This window comes from Erwinia sp. MMLR14_017 (assembly GCF_033657285.1).
Taxonomy (GTDB): Bacteria; Pseudomonadota; Gammaproteobacteria; order Enterobacterales; family Enterobacteriaceae; genus Erwinia.
Genome location: NZ_JAWVWP010000004.1, coordinates 147,300 through 163,565, shown reverse-complemented (window position 1 = coordinate 163,565; position 16,266 = coordinate 147,300). Strand labels below are relative to the sequence as shown.

Genomic DNA, 16,266 nt, shown 5'->3' with positions numbered 1-16,266 from the left:
AAAAGGCCGCATAAGCGGCCTTTCGGGATGCAAATCGTTGCAGGATTTTTGCGAGGCTTACTGAGCCTGTGCAGCTGCACCATATTTGATTTTAGCTTCTTTACGCAGGTTGCTCAGCAGCGCTTCAAAAGCAATTTGCGCGTTATTCTGCGTCACGCCCTGGACCATCGCTTTTTTCTGCGCATCCGGCAGGGTGCCACTGCGAACTTCATCAAGCGCCAGCAGCAGCACGTTACCTTCACCATCTTCACTGATGCCATAAGAAGGTTTGCCCTTCGCAGGCTGGCTCAGGGTAAAGGCCGCCTGTGTTGCGGCATCCTGGCCGTTACGCGTCAGCGTCTTCTGGCTACCGAAGCTCAGATTAGCGGCTTTCATCGCCTCATCTTTGCCCGCTTTCAGATCGGCCAGCAGTTTTTCAGCCTGTGCTTTGGCTTGCTGCTGCGCCTTCTGCATTTTCAGCGTATCGGTAATCTGTGCCGTCACTTCATCCTGCGGCTTGACGGCTTCAGGTTTGTGAGCGCTGACGCGCAGTACAAAGGCCCGATCGCCATCAACGGTAATGATGTCCGAGTTATTGCCCGGCGCGCCGTTCTCACCCACTAAACCGCCGTTGAAAATAGCCTGCTCAACCTGCTTAAAATTAAGCTCGGCTGGCGGGTTATCATGGCTGAACCAGCCCGTTTCTACCGCTTTCACGCCAGCAGCCTGTTCAGCGCCAACCAGTGATTCGTTGTCGTTGCTCGCTGCATCGCTGACTTTCTGCTGCAGTTTGTAGTAAGCATCAACGGCTTTTTCCTGCTTCACTTTCGCAGCAATATCATCATGCACAGTAGCCAGAGGTTTTATCTGCTGCGGCTGAACATCATCCAGACGAGCAACCAGGAAACCAACGGAAGATTTGATTACGCCAGAGAGCTGACCTTTCTCCTTCAGCCCGGCATTTTTCAACTCGTCCGGCGTGGTGTCCGGCTCCAGCCAGCCCATGTCGCCGCCATGACGGGCAGAGATAGGATCGACAGACTTCGCTTTGGCCAGTGCGGTAAAATCTCCGCCTTTTTTCAGCGCATCCAGAACAGCCTGCGCATCCGCTTCCGTTTTGGTCTGAATGATGCTGTAACGGCTGCGCTGAGGTTGGGTGTAATCTCCCTGATGCTGATCGTACCAGCTCTGAATATCCCCTTCGCTCACCGTTTCCTGCATGGATGCGGCATCCAGTTTGATGTAGCTCACGCGGAACTGCTCAGGCGACATAAAACTGTTTTTATTTTGTTCGTAGTAGTTTTTGATCTCTTCCGGAGTGACGCTCTGCTTAGCAGCCAGGGCAGCGACGTTGATCGTAGCCTGACGAACCAGACGCTCCTGAGAAACCAGAGCAGCCAGCGAATCCGTTTCACCGCTGAGCATAAAGTCAGTGCCTGTTACGGCTGCAATCAGCTGCTGGGTCGTCAACTGCTTACGCAGAGCTTCGGCATACTGATCGGCAGAAAAGCCCATCTGATTAATCAGGCCAAGGTATTTAGCATTATCAAATTTACCGTTGGTCTGGAAAGCAGGCTGGCTGAAGATGGCCTGTTTGATTTGGTCGTCACTGATAGCCAGTTTCAGATCTTTGGCATAGCCCGTCAGCAGCGCTTCATCAACCAGCTGAGAGAGCGCCTGCTGGCGGATTTGCTGCATCCAGGCAGGGTTGCCAGCGAGCTGTGAGAACTGCTCACCTAACTGCTGCTGTTGACGTGACCGTTCGTTAGAGAAGGCGTTCTCGAGCTGTGCCCGGCTGATTTCCTGTCCGTTAACCTTGGCGGCATAATCTCCGTTTCCCCCAATCAGGTAGTTGCCCACCCCGGTTAACACGAAAGACAGAATGATCAAAGCCAATATAATTTTGAGCACGACATGGTTCGACGCCGCGCGTAAATTGTCCATCATGGTGTGACAACACTCCGCTGTAGTATGAATGTAAACCTTTGCGCTTTCATCCCCATTTCCCGGGAACATTATACGCCTGCGTTGCAAACCGCACGCCGTTAACCGCAACTCGCAAATGCCATTGAAACATAAAAAAAGGCACATCTGTAGTGATGTGCCCCGTATGGTACATGAGAACGCTCAGACAATCCTCACTCCACCGAAGAAATTGCCGCGGTGGAAGCATACCGCCCTTAGTTTACGGCGTCTTTCAGCGCTTTACCGGCACGGAAGCCTGGTACTTTACCCGCTGGGATAGTGATCTCTTTACCGGTTTGTGGGTTGCGACCGGTACGCTCAGAACGCTCGCGCACGGAGAACGTGCCAAAGCCAACCAATGCCACTTCATCGCCTTCTTTCAGTGAATCTGACACCGAGCCCATAAAAGCATCAAGTACACGTCCCGCTGCTGCTTTAGAAATATCGGCGTTTGCAGCAATTTTGTCGATCAACTGTGACTTATTCACTCAATAATCCCCTATTTTATTATTCACCTCGTAACCGGGCTTCCCACCCGATACGAACGCGCATCAATTATCTGGATTCAGTCTTGTCACGCCTTACACGGCAGAGCCGTCACTGGCTTAACAGCACTCTAAATTAACGGCACAAAAAAAAGCTGGCAAGTCCCAATTTACCTGCCAGCTCTGGTTTTGGCGTCTTTTTGTCTTATATCACTATTTTGCGGTGGCTACCTGCATCCCGTAAGGGGCATTTTGCAGCGCAAGCGTCAGCACTTCCTCGATGCGCTTCACCGGATGAATATCCAGATCGGCAATCACGTTATCCGGGATCTCTTCCAGATCGCGCTTGTTTTCATCAGGGATCAACACCGTTTTAATACCACCACGGTGGGCTGCCAGCAGCTTCTCTTTAAGACCGCCGATTGGCAGAACCTGGCCGCGCAGGGTGATCTCACCCGTCATTGCCACGTCTGCACGCACCGGGTTACCGGTCAGGCAGGAAACCAGGGCAGTACACATAGCGATACCCGCACTTGGGCCATCTTTCGGCGTAGCGCCTTCCGGAACGTGAACGTGAATATCACGTTTTTCGTAGAAGTCACCATTGATGCCCAGCTTCTCTGCACGGGCGCGCACAACGGTCAGTGCCGCCTGGATAGATTCCTGCATCACTTCGCCCAGCGAACCGGTATAAGTGAGCTTGCCTTTACCCGGCACGCAGGCGGTTTCAATGGTCAGCAGATCGCCACCCACTTCCGTCCACGCCAGCCCCGTTACCTGACCTACGCGGTTTTCGTTATCAGCGCGACCGTAGTCGTAGCGCTGCACGCCGAGATAATCCTTCAGGTTATCGGCGTTGATCACGATATGCTTGACGGTTTTATCCATCAGCAGCGTTTTGACCGCTTTACGGCACAGCTTGGAGAGCTCACGCTCAAGGCTACGCACACCCGCTTCACGCGTATAGTAACGAATGATACTGACAATCGCGCTGTCTTCAACAGTGATTTCATTGTCTTTCAATGCGTTACGCTCAATTTGCTTGGAGAGCAGGTGCTGCTTGGCAATGTTAAGCTTTTCATCTTCGGTGTAACCAGAAAGACGAATTACTTCCATACGATCCAGCAGTGGCGCAGGGATGTTCATGGAGTTAGAGGTCGCCACGAACATTACGTCGGAGAGATCGTAATCCACTTCCAGGTAATGGTCGTTAAAGGCGATATTCTGTTCCGGGTCCAGCACTTCCAGCAGCGCTGAAGCGGGATCGCCACGCATGTCAGAAGACATTTTGTCAATTTCATCCAGCAGGAACAGCGGGTTTTTTACGCCTACTTTTGCCATTTTCTGGATCAGTTTGCCCGGCATAGAGCCGATGTAAGTCCGGCGGTGACCACGGATTTCCGCTTCATCACGCACGCCGCCCAGCGCCATACGGACATATTTACGTCCGGTCGCTTTAGCGATGGACTGTCCCAGCGAGGTTTTACCCACGCCTGGCGGTCCTACCAGACACAGGATAGGGCCTTTGATTTTGCTTACACGGCTCTGGACTGCCAAATATTCCAGGATGCGGTCTTTAACGCGTTCCAGACCAAAGTGGTCGGTATCCAGGGTTTCCTGCGCTTTCACCAGATCTTTCTTGACCTTGCTACGCGCGTTCCACGGAACCTGAACCATCCAGTCGATATAGCCACGCACCACGGTTGCTTCTGCCGACATCGGGGACATCATCTTCAGCTTCTGTAGCTCAGCTTCCGTTTTGTCGCGCGCCTCTTTCGGCATTTTCGCCGCATCAATTTTGCGTTTCAGCGCTTCGTTTTCGTCAGGCGCATCGTCCATTTCGCCCAGCTCTTTCTGAATCGCCTTCATTTGCTCGTTCAGATAGTATTCGCGCTGACTCTTTTCCATCTGTTTTTTAACGCGATTGCGGATACGCTTTTCCACCTGGAGCAGATCAATCTCTGACTCCATCATCGCCATCAAATACTCGAGACGTTCGTTGACGTCTGACATCTCCAGCACAGACTGCTTGTCCGCCAGCTTCAGCGGCATATGCGCCGCAACGGTATCAGCCAGACGCGCAGCATCTTCAATGCTGTTCAGCGAGGTCAGGACTTCAGGCGGGATCTTTTTGTTCAGCTTGATATAGCCTTCAAACTGATTGATCGCGGTACGCACCAGCACTTCCTGCTCGCGCTCATCAATATCAGGTGAAGCCAGGTATTCCGCCTGGGCAGTAAAATGATCGCCATTGTCCGCAAGCGTCGTGATATGCGCACGCTGCAGGCCTTCTACCAGCACTTTTACCGTACCGTCCGGCAGCTTCAGCATTTGCAGAATAGAGGCCACAGTGCCTACAGAGAAGAGATCGTTAATGCCTGGCTCATCCGTTGAAGCTTCTTTCTGAGCGACCAGCATGATTTTTTTATCATGATCCATGGCGGCTTCAAGGCAGCGAATCGATTTCTCACGACCGACGAACAACGGAATTACCATGTGCGGATAAACCACTACGTCACGCAACGGCAACACAGGGATTTCAATGCGTTCAGAACGCTCAGGATTCATAGAGCTCTCTCTTAGTTTAATTTCCGCCAGGGTGATGGGAACCGCAACAGGCGAGTAGCAGTTTTACCCACAGGTAGTTGAGTATATGGGGATGAATGTAAGAGATTCAATGTTATCTGCGAGAGAAAAACAAAAGGGGGAATAAATTCCCCCTTTTAATGTTAACTGACTGGAAAGATGTGGTTATTTATTCACCAGAAGCCTGTTGCGCTTCCTGTTTTCCGTAGATCAGCATCGGTTCGGTTTGACCGTCGATCACTGAATCGTCAATCACCACTTTTTCCACATCATCCATGGAAGGAAGGTCGTACATGGTATTCAGCAGCGCGCCTTCAACGATAGAACGCAGGCCACGGGCACCCGTTTTACGTGACATCGCTTTTTTGGCAATCGCCGTCAATGCTTCGTCACGGAACTCCAGGTCTACCCCTTCCAGATTGAACAACGCCTGATATTGCTTGGTCAGGGCGTTTTTCGGCTCGCGTAAGATCTGGATCAGCGCTTCTTCACTCAATTCGTTCAGCGTTGCCACAACGGGCAGACGGCCGATGAACTCAGGGATCAGGCCAAACTTGATCAGATCTTCTGGCTCAACCTGCTCCAGCAGCTGACCTTCGGTGGCCTTCTCTGCCTTGCCCTTCACCGTGGCACCAAAACCGATACCCGATCCGGTTTCAACGCGCTGAGAAATAACCTTGTCCAGTCCGGCAAACGCTCCCCCACAGATAAACAGGATCTTGGAGGTATCAACCTGCAGGAATTCCTGCTGCGGATGCTTACGTCCACCCTGCGGAGGCACAGCCGCCACGGTCCCTTCAATCAGCTTCAGCAAAGCCTGCTGAACGCCTTCGCCCGACACATCACGGGTGATGGATGGGTTATCGGACTTACGAGAAATCTTATCAATTTCATCGATATAGACGATGCCGCGCTGCGCTTTTTGCACATCATAATCACATTTTTGCAGCAGCTTTTGAATGATGTTTTCAACATCTTCACCCACATAACCCGCTTCGGTCAGCGTGGTGGCATCTGCCATTGTAAACGGCACGTCCAGCAGGCGAGCCAGCGTTTCCGCCAGCAATGTTTTACCGCTACCGGTTGGACCGATCAGCAAGATGTTACTTTTGCCCAGTTCAATACCGTTGCTGGTATCGCCATTGCGCAGGCGCTTGTAGTGGTTATAAACCGCCACGGCGAGCACCTTTTTCGCCCTCTCCTGGCCGATTACATAATCGTCGAGGTGATGGCGGATTTCATGCGGCGTCGGCAGTGCGCTACGCTCACGATGCGGGGCGACTTCTTTAATCTCTTCGCGAATAATGTCATTGCATAAATCGACACACTCATCGCAGATATACACTGACGGGCCGGCGATCAGCTTGCGCACTTCATGCTGGCTTTTGCCGCAGAAAGAGCAGTACAGCAGCTTTCCTGAACCGTCTTTGCGCTTATCTGTCATCAGTTAACCTCTTCTATTATCTTCGTCCGCACTCTGTTGCGGCGATGATGCCGCCTTGCGGCACCCTCATTCGTAGCTCAATCCCATCCTTTACTATAGACGACGGATGGGCATCGGGCTTACGTGCGATGCGTCAGGATGGAATCTACCAGCCCATACTCTACAGCTTCGCTCGCAGACAGGAAACGATCGCGTTCCGTGTCTCTCTCTATTTCTTCAAGAGTTTTGCCCGTATGCTCAGCCATCAGCTCATTCATACGCTGCTTCACTTTAAGAATTTCACGCGCGTGGATTTCGATATCCGTCGCCTGGCCCTGATAGCCACCCAGCGGCTGGTGAATCATCACGCGGGAGTTCGGCAGGCAGTAACGCTTACCTTTGGCGCCCGCCGTTAGCAGGAACGCACCCATTGAGCACGCCTGGCCCATACAGATAGTGCTGACGTCTGGCTTGATAAACTTCATGGTGTCGTAAATCGACATTCCTGCGGTGATCACGCCACCAGGAGAGTTGATATAAAGGTGAATATCTTTTTCCGGGTTCTCAGCTTCCAGAAACAGCATCTGAGCGACGATCAGGTTCGCCATATGATCCTCGACCTGGCCGGTCAGGAAAATAATACGCTCTTTAAGCAGGCGAGAAAAAATGTCGTAAGAACGCTCTCCGCGAGAGGTTTGTTCGACCACCATCGGCACTAAAGCCATATGAGGTGCAGTTTGTTCACGTTCGCCACTGTAGGACATTACCTTCTCCTGGGTTTTTCATTAGGCAACACTCCGTACCAATTCTACTTGAGTGCGATCCGGAACACTATGTTTCCATTACACTCCCCCACTTTTTAGGGGGACATTCAAGACAGAGGCTGATACGCCATAACGTTCTATTTGGGGATGCTGCCCCGCTGATTCAAGCATAACAACGTTTTAAGCAACTGCTAACCAGGAAAAATAGCTTAGTCGATATTTTGCCGGTTTAATGAGCGAACAGACGTCAAATGGCACATCCGGGCAACGGATAAAATAGAAAAGCCCGCGGTCATGATGAGCGCGGGCTTGCAATTAACTTTCAGGCTCAGTAAATCAGGCTGGTTGCGCCTGGTTCATCAGTTCCTGGAAGTTAGTGGCTTTTTCGGTCACTTTGGCTTTCTCCAGCACGGCTTCAACAGCCTGCTCTTCCAGCGCAACGTTACGCATGTTGTTCATCAGCTCATTGTTCTTGCTGTAGAACTCAACCACTTCTGACGGATCTTCGTAAGCGGAAGCCATCTCTTCGATCAGCTCTTTTACGCGATCTTCGTCAGCTTTCAGTTCGTGGGTACGAATAACTTCGCCCAGCAGAAGGCCAACTACCACACGGCGCTTAGCCTGCTCTTCGAACAGCTCACGAGGCAGCTCTAAAGCCTGCTTCTCGTTGCCGCCAAAGCGCTGTGCAGCCTGACGACGCAGTACGTCGATTTCGCCGTCGATCAGTGCCGCTGGCACATCGATGTCGTTAGCGCTGACCAGGCCGTCAATAGCCTGAGTCTTCACACGGTTACGCACGGCGCCTTTCAGCTCGCGCTCCATGTTTTTACGCACTTCGGCACGCAGACCCGCAACCGAACCATCTTCCACGCCGAAACGCTTGATAAACTCTTCGGTGAATTCTGGCAGCTCACGCTCTTCCACTTTCTTCAGAACGATTTCAAACTTCGCTGCTTTCCCTTTCAGGTTTTCAGCGTGGTAATCGTCCGGGAAGTTAACGTCGATAGTGAAGGTCTCGCCCGCTTTGTGGCCGACAACACCCTCTTCGAAGCCTGGGATCATACGACCCTGGCCCATAGCCAGTACGAAGTCAGACGCTTTGCCGCCTTCGAACTCTTCACCGTCTACAGAACCGTTGAAATCGATAGTGATACGGTCTTCTGCTTCTGCTGCGCGGTCAGTCTCTTTCCAGGTGGCCTGCTGCTTGCGCAGGGTATCCAGCATGGTGTCAACGTCGGCGTCAGTCACTTCTACAACCGGTTTTTCAACTTCGATTGCGTCCAGACCTTTCAGCTCAACTTCCGGGTACACTTCAAACTCAACCGTAAAGGTAAAGTCTTCACCCACTTTGTATTCGCCTGGCATGTAGCTTGGTGCGCCAGCCGGATTAATTTTCTCTTTGATGATGGCGTCAACGAAGTTGCGCTGCATCAGGTCGCCCAGAACGTCCTGGCGAACAGAGGCACCGTAGCGCTGAGCTACGACAGTCATCGGCACTTTCCCTTTGCGGAAACCGTCGATACGTACCTTTTTCGATACGTTGACCAGCTCACTTTTCACCGCATTTTCAATCACGTCTTTATCAACGGTAATCGTAACGCGACGGCCCAGGCCCTGAGTTGTTTCTACTGAAGCTTGCATCTTATTACCTCAAAAAATCACGTGCTCGGTCAACTTCAGACCCTCCCTGCTCCGCAAGAAACAGGGTAGAGACTAAGAACCGGGACGGCTTCTGATGCCAGAACCGCATTCCCTGTTACCAAAAGCGTCCCGAAGACATTCCGGAAAAATAGACGCAGCATTATAGCGGCATCATCAGGGCTAGTCGAGGCTGCTTACCTCCGACATTTCGTCTGGTTCACACCTTTTAGCGGATTAACGGCAGAAAAGTGGATGCCTGGGATGATTTGCCCTAAAAATGACAAAGCGGCCCGCAGGCCGCTTCAGGTGAAAATTGTGCCTCAGGCCAGCATTCCTGCTCCACGGCAGTTTGGCGATGAAGGAACGGTATCCTGCAATCCTTCCCACTCCTTGACGGTGTAGGTATGTAAAGCCAGCGCGTGCACGCTTCCAGCCAGCTCATCCGCCAGAGCACTATAAATAGTACGATGACGCATAAGAAAGCGCTGGTTGATAAAGCTATCGCTGACAATAATCACTTTAAAGTGGCTTTCTGCACCCGCTGGGACGTTATGACGATAGCTTTCGTCATGCACTTCCAGATGAACAGGCGTAAACGCCATTCTTAACTTTTCTTCTATTTCTTCGCGGATCATATCTGGACTCCTTTGCGACCATGAGCTTTGCCCCATCCCACTAAATATTAGCTGGTTTATTATCTTTTCCGACACATTTTGATAAAAATAACCCGCACCGGATCTCCGTTACCCTGCATTTTCACCCCCTCAATAGCAACTGCGGATGTCGTCTGGCGCTAACATTTTTTGCCGGGCTGGCGTAAAAAAAGTGCAAGGCGATGAATTTACGCGCTATCAGGGCTTCCTCTTGATACAGGCGATGATATGATGACCGCAGTTTTGTCAGCATCACACCTTTTGTCATCGAGAAAATAAGCATGTTAAAAAAAATAATTTTCCCTCTGCTGGCCCTGTTTGTTCTGGCTGGCTGTGCAAGCAACAGCAATACAATCACCGTTTCCCCTAAAATCCAGCTTCCGCAGCAGGACCCAAGCCTGACTGGCATCACCGTCAGCATCAACGGCGCCGATCAGCGCAGCGATCAGGCGCTGGCAAAAGTTAACCGTGACGGTCAGTTAGTAACCCTGACGCCTTCCCGCGACCTGCGCTTCTTGTTACAGGAAGTGCTGGAGAAGCAAATGGGCGCTCGCGGTTATATGATTGGGCCGAATGGCGCAGTTGATCTGCAGATCATCGTTAATAACCTCTATGCCGACGTGACGCAGGGCAGCGTGCGCTACAGCATTACGACCAAAGCTGATATCTCTATCGTCGCTACGGCTAAGAACGGTAATAAGCAGGTGAAGAACTACCGTCAGACCTACAGTGTTGAAGGCGCTTTTTCAGCAACCAACGCGAAAATCACCAACGCGGTTAATTCAACCGTTAGCGACGTGATTGCCGATATGGCTCAGGACACCAGTATTCACGAGTTTATCAAGCAAAACGCCCGTTAATTGGCCTGTGCCCGTCGGCATCCCGGCGGGCTATGTTTTAAGGTTTGTATGCCCAGCCACTACCTCCAGATCTTTACCCAACGTAATGCCGCCCTTCTTCTTATTCTTGGCTTCGCATCCGGTTTACCGCTGGCGCTCACCTCCGGCACGTTGCAGGCCTGGATGGCAGTTGAAAATGTTGATATCAAAACAATAGGTTTCTTCTCGCTGGTCGGTCAGGCTTACGTCTTCAAATTCCTCTGGTCTCCGCTGATGGACCGCTACACGCCCCCATTTTTGGGACGTCGCCGCGGCTGGCTGCTGATCACCCAGATTCTGCTGATCGTTGGCATCGCTTTAATGGGCTTTATGCAGCCTTCTGAAGATCTGACGCTGCTGGCGGCCCTGGCGGTGCTTGTTGCATTCTGTTCCGCTTCGCAGGATATCGTTTTTGACGCGTGGAAAACGGATGTGCTGCCTGCGGAAGAGCGGGGAAGCGGCGCGGCGGTGAGCGTCCTGGGTTACCGTCTGGCGATGCTGGTTTCAGGTGGGCTGGCACTCTGGCTGGCCGATCGGTATCTGGGCTGGCAGGCGATCTGGTGGCTGATGGCTGCCATGATGCTTCCTGGCGTGATAGCTACGCTGTTAGCGAAAGAGCCTTCTGATGCGCTCAACCGGCCGCACACTCTGGAGGAAGCGGTAATCGCCCCGCTTCGCGACTTTTTCAACCGCAATAACGCATGGCTTATTCTCTCTCTGATCGTTCTTTATAAGCTTGGCGATGCCTTTGCCGCCAGTCTGACCACGATCTTCCTGATTCGGGGAGTGGGGTTTGATGCCGGCGACGTAGGCCTGGTCAACAAAACGCTGGGGTTAATCGCTACGATCATTGGTGCCCTCTACGGCGGTATAGTGATGCAGCGCCTGAGTCTGTTCAGAGCGTTAATGCTGTTTGGTATTTTGCAGGCCATTTCCAATCTCGGCTACTGGATACTGGCCGTAACGGATAAACATCTCTACAGCATGGCGGCAGCCGTATTTGTGGAGAATCTTTGCGGCGGTATGGGGACCGCAGCGTTTGTGGCGCTGTTGATGACGCTCTGCAATAAGTCTTTCTCCGCAACTCAGTTTGCCCTGCTCTCTGCACTCTCAGCCGTTGGCCGCGTCTATGTCGGACCGGTAGCCGGCTGGTTTGTTGAGGGATGGGGATGGCCAACTTTTTACGCGTTTTCCGTCGTGGCGGCATTGCCTGGGCTACTTCTCCTTGCGGGCTGCCGCAGAACACTGGAGCATGCGCAAACGCATCAATCCTTCCTGCCGCGTACCCGTTTCGAGGCAGGTTATCGTTGGGCATTAAGGGCGTTAAAATCCGGGGCCGTTCTGCTTATCTCCGGGCTGCTTCTGTTGGCTTTACGCGCAATAAATGTGCTGGATGCAGGTGCACTCATTAGCGTTCTGCTTGAATCAGGTACTTTTTTGGCCCTGTCAGGGATTGTGGCCGGAAGCCTGCTGGACTTTTTAGCGCAGCGAAACGGGGAGCAGGAAAATTAAAATTATTTTTTGTCACCCATTAAAATTATCCCGCTACGTAAGCACAATTTTTTAACAATCGCATCCTTTAACAGCCCTGAAAAAACGGCGTTCGCGCACGATATACCGCCGTTTTTTAACAATCAGCCGATTGCACATTTACACCTTTTTCATTATTTCCCTGAACGTTTTCATCTTTACATTAGAATCTCTGTCTATATTAAAAACCGGTGCGTTATTAGTATTGTTTAAAGTAAATCTCACAAATGATGCACAGATGTTAAATATTTGAATGACAGATTCGCTGTTTATAGCAGAGGCCATGGCAAATACGGGGTTATCATTGTTTTTTGTTATATTGGCAGCAAACCCTTGCCAGGATTCATAATTTGTCACCTCCAGCAACATCTGTGACAGTGTTTGCAAAAGGTGTCAACACGGCGCTGACACAAGATGTTGCTGGTTTACAGTACTGAAACGTTCCCGTAAAATGCCGCCACACTTAAACGACAATAGAGCCCTTGTCATTGAGGTCGTTAAATGAGACTCATGAAATACAATAAAAGTTTGGGGATTTTGTCATTAATTGCAGGCACTTTATTGTTAAGTGGCTGTGATAGTGCGTTATTGAATCCCAAAGGACAGATTGCACTGGAGCAACGCTCGCTGATCCTGACAGCCTTCGGCTTGATGATGATCGTCGTTATTCCCGCAGTCTTAATGGCCGTGGTGTTCGCCTGGAAATATCGGGCATCCAATACCAATGCAAAATACAGCCCTAACTGGTCACACTCGAATAAAGTGGAAGCCGTGGTCTGGACTGTTCCCATCTTAATTATTCTTTTCCTGGCTATCCTGACGTGGAAATCTACCCACGCGCTGGAACCGGGTAAGCCTCTGGCCTCCGATGTGAAGCCGATTGAGATTGATGTGGTTGCACTGGACTGGAAGTGGTTGTTCATTTACCCGGAACAGGGTATTGCAACCGTGAACCAGATCGCCTTCCCGGCCAACACGCCGGTGAGCTTCAAGATCACGTCTAACTCCGTAATGAACTCCTTCTTCATTCCAACCCTTGGTAGCCAGATTTACGCTATGGCGGGGATGCAGACTAAACTGCACCTGATTGCGAATGAACCAGGTACGTTTGACGGCATTTCCTCCAACTTCAGTGGTCGCGGCTTCTCTGGTATGAAGTTCAAAGCGATTGCTACCCCTGACAATGCCGCTTTTGAGCAGTGGGTAGCGAAAGCAAAACAATCACCTAACACGCTGACGACTATGGATGATTTCGAGAAACTGGCAGCGCCAAGCGAAAACCATCCGGTGCAGTTCTTCTCAACGGCGAATCCTGAATTGTTCAAGCAAGTGATTGGCAAATTCAAAATGAGCCACGGGAAAATGGACATGTCTGAACATGAAGGCATGGACATGAGCGAAGCTTCTAAAGCGGGAGCTGAGGAATAATACGATGCTGGGAAAATTAACCCTTGATGCAGTACCGTATCACGAGCCGATTCTCGTGGTCACCATTGCAGCCATCCTTCTTGGTGGTATGGCATTGGTCGGAGCAATCACTTACTTCGGTAAGTGGAAATATCTGTGGTCAGAATGGCTGACGTCTGTTGACCACAAAAGACTCGGTATCATGTATATCATTGTGGCTTTCGTCATGTTGCTGCGCGGCTTTGCCGATGCGGTGATGATGCGTAGCCAACAGGTGCTGGCTTCGGCTGGCGAGGCCGGATTCTTACCGCCCCATCACTACGACCAGATCTTCACCGCCCACGGCGTGATCATGATCTTCTTCGTGGCGATGCCGTTTGTTATTGGTCTGATGAACATTGCTGTTCCTCTGCAGATCGGTGCACGCGATGTGGCCTTCCCGTTCCTGAACAACCTGAGCTTCTGGTTCACGGCTGTGGGTGTGGTGCTGGTTAACCTGTCACTGGGCGTGGGCGAATTTGCTCAGACCGGCTGGCTGGCCTATCCGCCACTTTCCGGCGCGGAATACAGTCCGGGGGTCGGCGTTGACTACTGGATATGGAGTCTGCAGCTTTCGGGTATTGGTACGACATTAACTGGTATTAACTTCTTCGTTACTATCCTGAGAATGCGTGCGCCTGGCATGACCATGTTCAAAATGCCGGTGTTCACCTGGGCTTCGCTTTGTACGAACGTGCTGATCATTGTCTCCTTCCCGGTTCTGACCGTGACGCTGGCACTGTTGACTCTGGATCGTTATCTGGGCTTCCATTTCTTCACCAATGAAATGGGCGGCAACATGATGATGTACGTAAACCTGATTTGGGTTTGGGGACATCCGGAAGTATACATCCTGGTTCTGCCAGTCTTCGGTGTCTTCTCCGAAGTGGTGGCTACCTTCTCTAAAAAGCGTCTGTTTGGTTATACCTCACTGGTATGGGCGACGGTTGTTATTACCGTTCTCTCCTTTGTGGTCTGGCTGCACCACTTCTTCACCATGGGCGCCGGTGCGAACGTTAACGCCTTCTTCGGTATCATGACGATGATTATCGCCATCCCGACCGGTGTTAAAATCTTCAACTGGCTGTTCACCATGTACCAGGGCCGCATTCAGATGCACTCTGCTATGTTGTGGACCGTAGGCTTCCTGGTCACCTTCTCTGTAGGTGGTATGACCGGTGTTCTGCTGGCGGTGCCGGGTGCGGACTTCGTGCTGCACAACAGTCTGTTCCTGATTGCACACTTCCATAACGTGATTATCGGTGGTGTGGTGTTTGGTTGCTTCGCTGGTGTGACTTACTGGTTCCCGAAAGCGTTCGGCTTCTGCCTGAACGAAAAATGGGGTATCCGTGCCTTCTGGTTCTGGATTATTGGTTTCTTCGTTGCCTTTATGCCGCTGTACGCACTGGGCTTCATGGGGATGACCCGTCGTCTTAGCCAGGATATCGATCCACAGTTCCACGCTCTGCTGGTGGTTGCTGCGGGCGGTGCCGCGCTGATTGCTTGTGGTGTGCTGTGCCAGATTACGCAGTTCTGGGTCTCTGTACGTGACCGTGAGCAGCTGCGTGATGTGACCGGTGACCCATGGGGCGGTCGTACGCTGGAGTGGGCAACCTCTTCACCACCACCGTTCTATAACTTTGCTAAAGTGCCTGTCATTCACGAGCGCGATGCGTTCTGGGAAATGAAAGAGAAAGGCGAAGCGTACAAACAGCCTGAGCGTTACGAAGAGATCCACATGCCGAAAAACAGCGGCGCTGGTGTGGTTATCGGGGCCTTCAGCCTGGTGTTTGGTTTCGCGGCTATCTGGCACATCTGGTGGCTGGTAGGTCTGACGTTCCTCGGTATGATCTTAACCTGGATCATCAAGAGCTTTGACGAAGACGTTGACTACTACGTTCCCGTTGCCGAGATCGAAAAAATCGAGAATCAGCACTTTGATGAAATTAGCAAAGCAGGTCTGAAAAATGTCGACTGAAACTCTGACTAAACACCACGACGCCCATGCGGAGCATGGGCATCACGATGCAGGAGCCAATAAACTCTTTGGCTTCTGGATCTACCTGATGAGCGACTGCATTATCTTCGCAACGCTGTTTGCGACCTATGCAGTGATGGTCAACAGCACAGCTGGCGGCCCTGCAGGTAAAGATATCTTTGAGTTACCGTTTGTTTTGGGCGAAACAGCGCTGCTGCTGTTCAGCTCCATCACCTACGGGTTTGCCGTAATCAGCATGGAAAAAGGCACCAAATCAACCGTACTGGGTTGGCTGGCGGTGACCTTCCTGCTGGGTGCAGGCTTTATCTCAATGGAAATCTATGAGTTCCATCATCTGATTACCGAAGGCTTCGGTCCACAGCGTAGCGGCTTCCTTTCAGGATTCTTTACGCTGGTAGGTACGCACGGTCTGCACGTGACCTGCGGTTTGATCTGGATGCTGGTACTGATGTATCAGGTTGCCACTAAAGGTCTGACCTCTACCAACCATACGCGCGTGATGTGCCTGAGCATGTTCTGGCACTTCCTGGACGTTGTCTGGATTTGTGTATTCACCATCGTATATCTGCTGGGGGCCATGTAATGAGCAAGACATTAAGCGATCATGGTACCTCGCACGGTAGCGTGAAGACCTACATGATCGGTTTTATTCTGTCGATCATTCTGACTGCTATTCCTTTCTGGATGGTCATGAGCGGCGGCGCGTCTAAGGGAACTATCCTGGCCGTTGTCATCGTGACGGCAGTCATTCAGGTGCTGGTGCATCTTTATTACTTCCTGCACCTCAGCACCTCTACCGACCAGCGTTGGAATCTGGTGGCAATTGTCTTCTCTGCCGTCATCATTCTGATCGTTGTAGTGGGCTCTATATGGATTATGTGGAACCTCAATTACAACATGATGGTCCACTAAAGAGC

General features: G+C 51.5%; 13 protein-coding genes. 6 read left to right on the top strand and 7 right to left on the bottom strand.

Features of this window, described 5'->3' with window-relative positions:
• Positions 1 to 57 precede the first annotated feature (57 nt).
• The 7 genes from ppiD to bolA all read right to left on the bottom strand — a co-directional run bounded on the left by ppiD (position 58) and on the right by bolA (position 9,478).
• Positions 58 to 1,926 carry a peptidylprolyl isomerase gene (ppiD, locus tag SD961_RS08350; RefSeq protein WP_318789920.1) on the bottom strand — a complete coding sequence of 623 codons (1,869 nt, stop codon included), beginning with the start codon at positions 1,924 to 1,926 and terminating at the stop codon, positions 58 to 60.
• 233 nt (positions 1,927 to 2,159) lie between these two features.
• Positions 2,160 to 2,432, bottom strand: a complete 273-nt coding sequence (hupB, locus tag SD961_RS08345; protein WP_306207427.1) for a nucleoid-associated protein HU-beta — start codon at positions 2,430 to 2,432, stop codon at positions 2,160 to 2,162.
• Between the two features lie 210 nt (positions 2,433 to 2,642).
• On the bottom strand, positions 2,643 to 4,997 hold the full coding sequence (gene lon / locus SD961_RS08340) for an endopeptidase La (protein WP_306207429.1): 2,355 nt from the start codon (positions 4,995 to 4,997) through the stop codon (positions 2,643 to 2,645).
• 187 nt (positions 4,998 to 5,184) lie between these two features.
• Positions 5,185 to 6,459, bottom strand: coding sequence for an ATP-dependent protease ATP-binding subunit ClpX (clpX, locus tag SD961_RS08335; protein ID WP_306207430.1), 1,275 nt, complete (start codon positions 6,457 to 6,459; stop codon positions 5,185 to 5,187).
• A gap of 119 nt (positions 6,460 to 6,578) precedes the next feature.
• Positions 6,579 to 7,202, bottom strand: coding sequence for an ATP-dependent Clp endopeptidase proteolytic subunit ClpP (gene clpP / locus SD961_RS08330; protein ID WP_024967267.1), 624 nt, complete (start codon positions 7,200 to 7,202; stop codon positions 6,579 to 6,581).
• Between the two features lie 336 nt (positions 7,203 to 7,538).
• Positions 7,539 to 8,843 (bottom strand): trigger factor, encoded by a 1,305-nt coding sequence (gene tig / locus SD961_RS08325; RefSeq protein WP_318789919.1) that lies wholly within the window; start codon positions 8,841 to 8,843, stop codon positions 7,539 to 7,541.
• 320 nt (positions 8,844 to 9,163) lie between these two features.
• A complete protein-coding gene (gene bolA / locus SD961_RS08320; RefSeq protein WP_318789918.1) occupies positions 9,164 to 9,478 on the bottom strand; it encodes a transcriptional regulator BolA in 315 nt (104 codons plus the stop codon).
• A gap of 299 nt (positions 9,479 to 9,777) precedes the next feature.
• On the opposite strand from bolA, the gene SD961_RS08315 reads away from it, so the two are divergent.
• The 6 genes from SD961_RS08315 to SD961_RS08290 all read left to right on the top strand — a co-directional run bounded on the left by SD961_RS08315 (position 9,778) and on the right by SD961_RS08290 (position 16,261).
• Positions 9,778 to 10,356, top strand: coding sequence for a lipoprotein (locus tag SD961_RS08315; protein WP_318789917.1), 579 nt, complete (start codon positions 9,778 to 9,780; stop codon positions 10,354 to 10,356).
• 48 nt (positions 10,357 to 10,404) lie between these two features.
• Entirely contained in the window at positions 10,405 to 11,886 is a 1,482-nt protein-coding gene (ampG, locus tag SD961_RS08310; protein WP_318789916.1) for a muropeptide MFS transporter AmpG, read from the top strand.
• A 519-nt stretch (positions 11,887 to 12,405) separates the two neighbouring features.
• The gene (gene cyoA / locus SD961_RS08305) at positions 12,406 to 13,332 is read left to right on the top strand and encodes a cytochrome o ubiquinol oxidase subunit II (RefSeq protein WP_318789915.1); all 927 of its coding nucleotides are present in this window, start codon (positions 12,406 to 12,408) and stop codon (positions 13,330 to 13,332) included.
• A 4-nt stretch (positions 13,333 to 13,336) separates the two neighbouring features.
• Positions 13,337 to 15,328 (top strand): cytochrome o ubiquinol oxidase subunit I, encoded by a 1,992-nt coding sequence (gene cyoB, locus SD961_RS08300; RefSeq protein WP_318789914.1) that lies wholly within the window; start codon positions 13,337 to 13,339, stop codon positions 15,326 to 15,328.
• Positions 15,318 to 15,932 (top strand): cytochrome o ubiquinol oxidase subunit III, encoded by a 615-nt coding sequence (locus SD961_RS08295; RefSeq protein ID WP_318789913.1) that lies wholly within the window; start codon positions 15,318 to 15,320, stop codon positions 15,930 to 15,932. The genes cyoB and SD961_RS08295 overlap by 11 nt, the downstream gene beginning before the upstream one ends.
• Positions 15,932 to 16,261 (top strand): cytochrome o ubiquinol oxidase subunit IV, encoded by a 330-nt coding sequence (locus SD961_RS08290; RefSeq protein WP_318789912.1) that lies wholly within the window; start codon positions 15,932 to 15,934, stop codon positions 16,259 to 16,261. Before SD961_RS08295 ends, SD961_RS08290 begins: the two co-directional genes overlap by 1 nt.
• Positions 16,262 to 16,266: the final 5 nt, after the last annotated feature.

Bases quoted from the DNA above. Each gene is read 5' to 3' on its own strand.
- SD961_RS08315 (WP_318789917.1), top strand. From the start codon at position 9,778: ATGTTAAAAAAAATAATTTTCCCTCTGCTGGCCCTGTTTGTTCTGGCT.
- bolA (WP_318789918.1), bottom strand. From the start codon at position 9,478: ATGATCCGCGAAGAAATAGAAGAAAAGTTAAGAATGGCGTTTACGCCT.
- cyoA (WP_318789915.1), top strand. From the start codon at position 12,406: ATGAGACTCATGAAATACAATAAAAGTTTGGGGATTTTGTCATTAATT.
- tig (WP_318789919.1), bottom strand. From the start codon at position 8,843: ATGCAAGCTTCAGTAGAAACAACTCAGGGCCTGGGCCGTCGCGTTACG.
- SD961_RS08295 (WP_318789913.1), top strand. From the start codon at position 15,318: ATGTCGACTGAAACTCTGACTAAACACCACGACGCCCATGCGGAGCAT.
- ampG (WP_318789916.1), top strand. From the start codon at position 10,405: ATGCCCAGCCACTACCTCCAGATCTTTACCCAACGTAATGCCGCCCTT.
- clpX (WP_306207430.1), bottom strand. From the start codon at position 6,459: ATGACAGATAAGCGCAAAGACGGTTCAGGAAAGCTGCTGTACTGCTCT.
- cyoB (WP_318789914.1), top strand. From the start codon at position 13,337: ATGCTGGGAAAATTAACCCTTGATGCAGTACCGTATCACGAGCCGATT.
- ppiD (WP_318789920.1), bottom strand. From the start codon at position 1,926: ATGATGGACAATTTACGCGCGGCGTCGAACCATGTCGTGCTCAAAATT.
- clpP (WP_024967267.1), bottom strand. From the start codon at position 7,202: ATGTCCTACAGTGGCGAACGTGAACAAACTGCACCTCATATGGCTTTA.
- lon (WP_306207429.1), bottom strand. From the start codon at position 4,997: ATGAATCCTGAGCGTTCTGAACGCATTGAAATCCCTGTGTTGCCGTTG.
- SD961_RS08290 (WP_318789912.1), top strand. From the start codon at position 15,932: ATGAGCAAGACATTAAGCGATCATGGTACCTCGCACGGTAGCGTGAAG.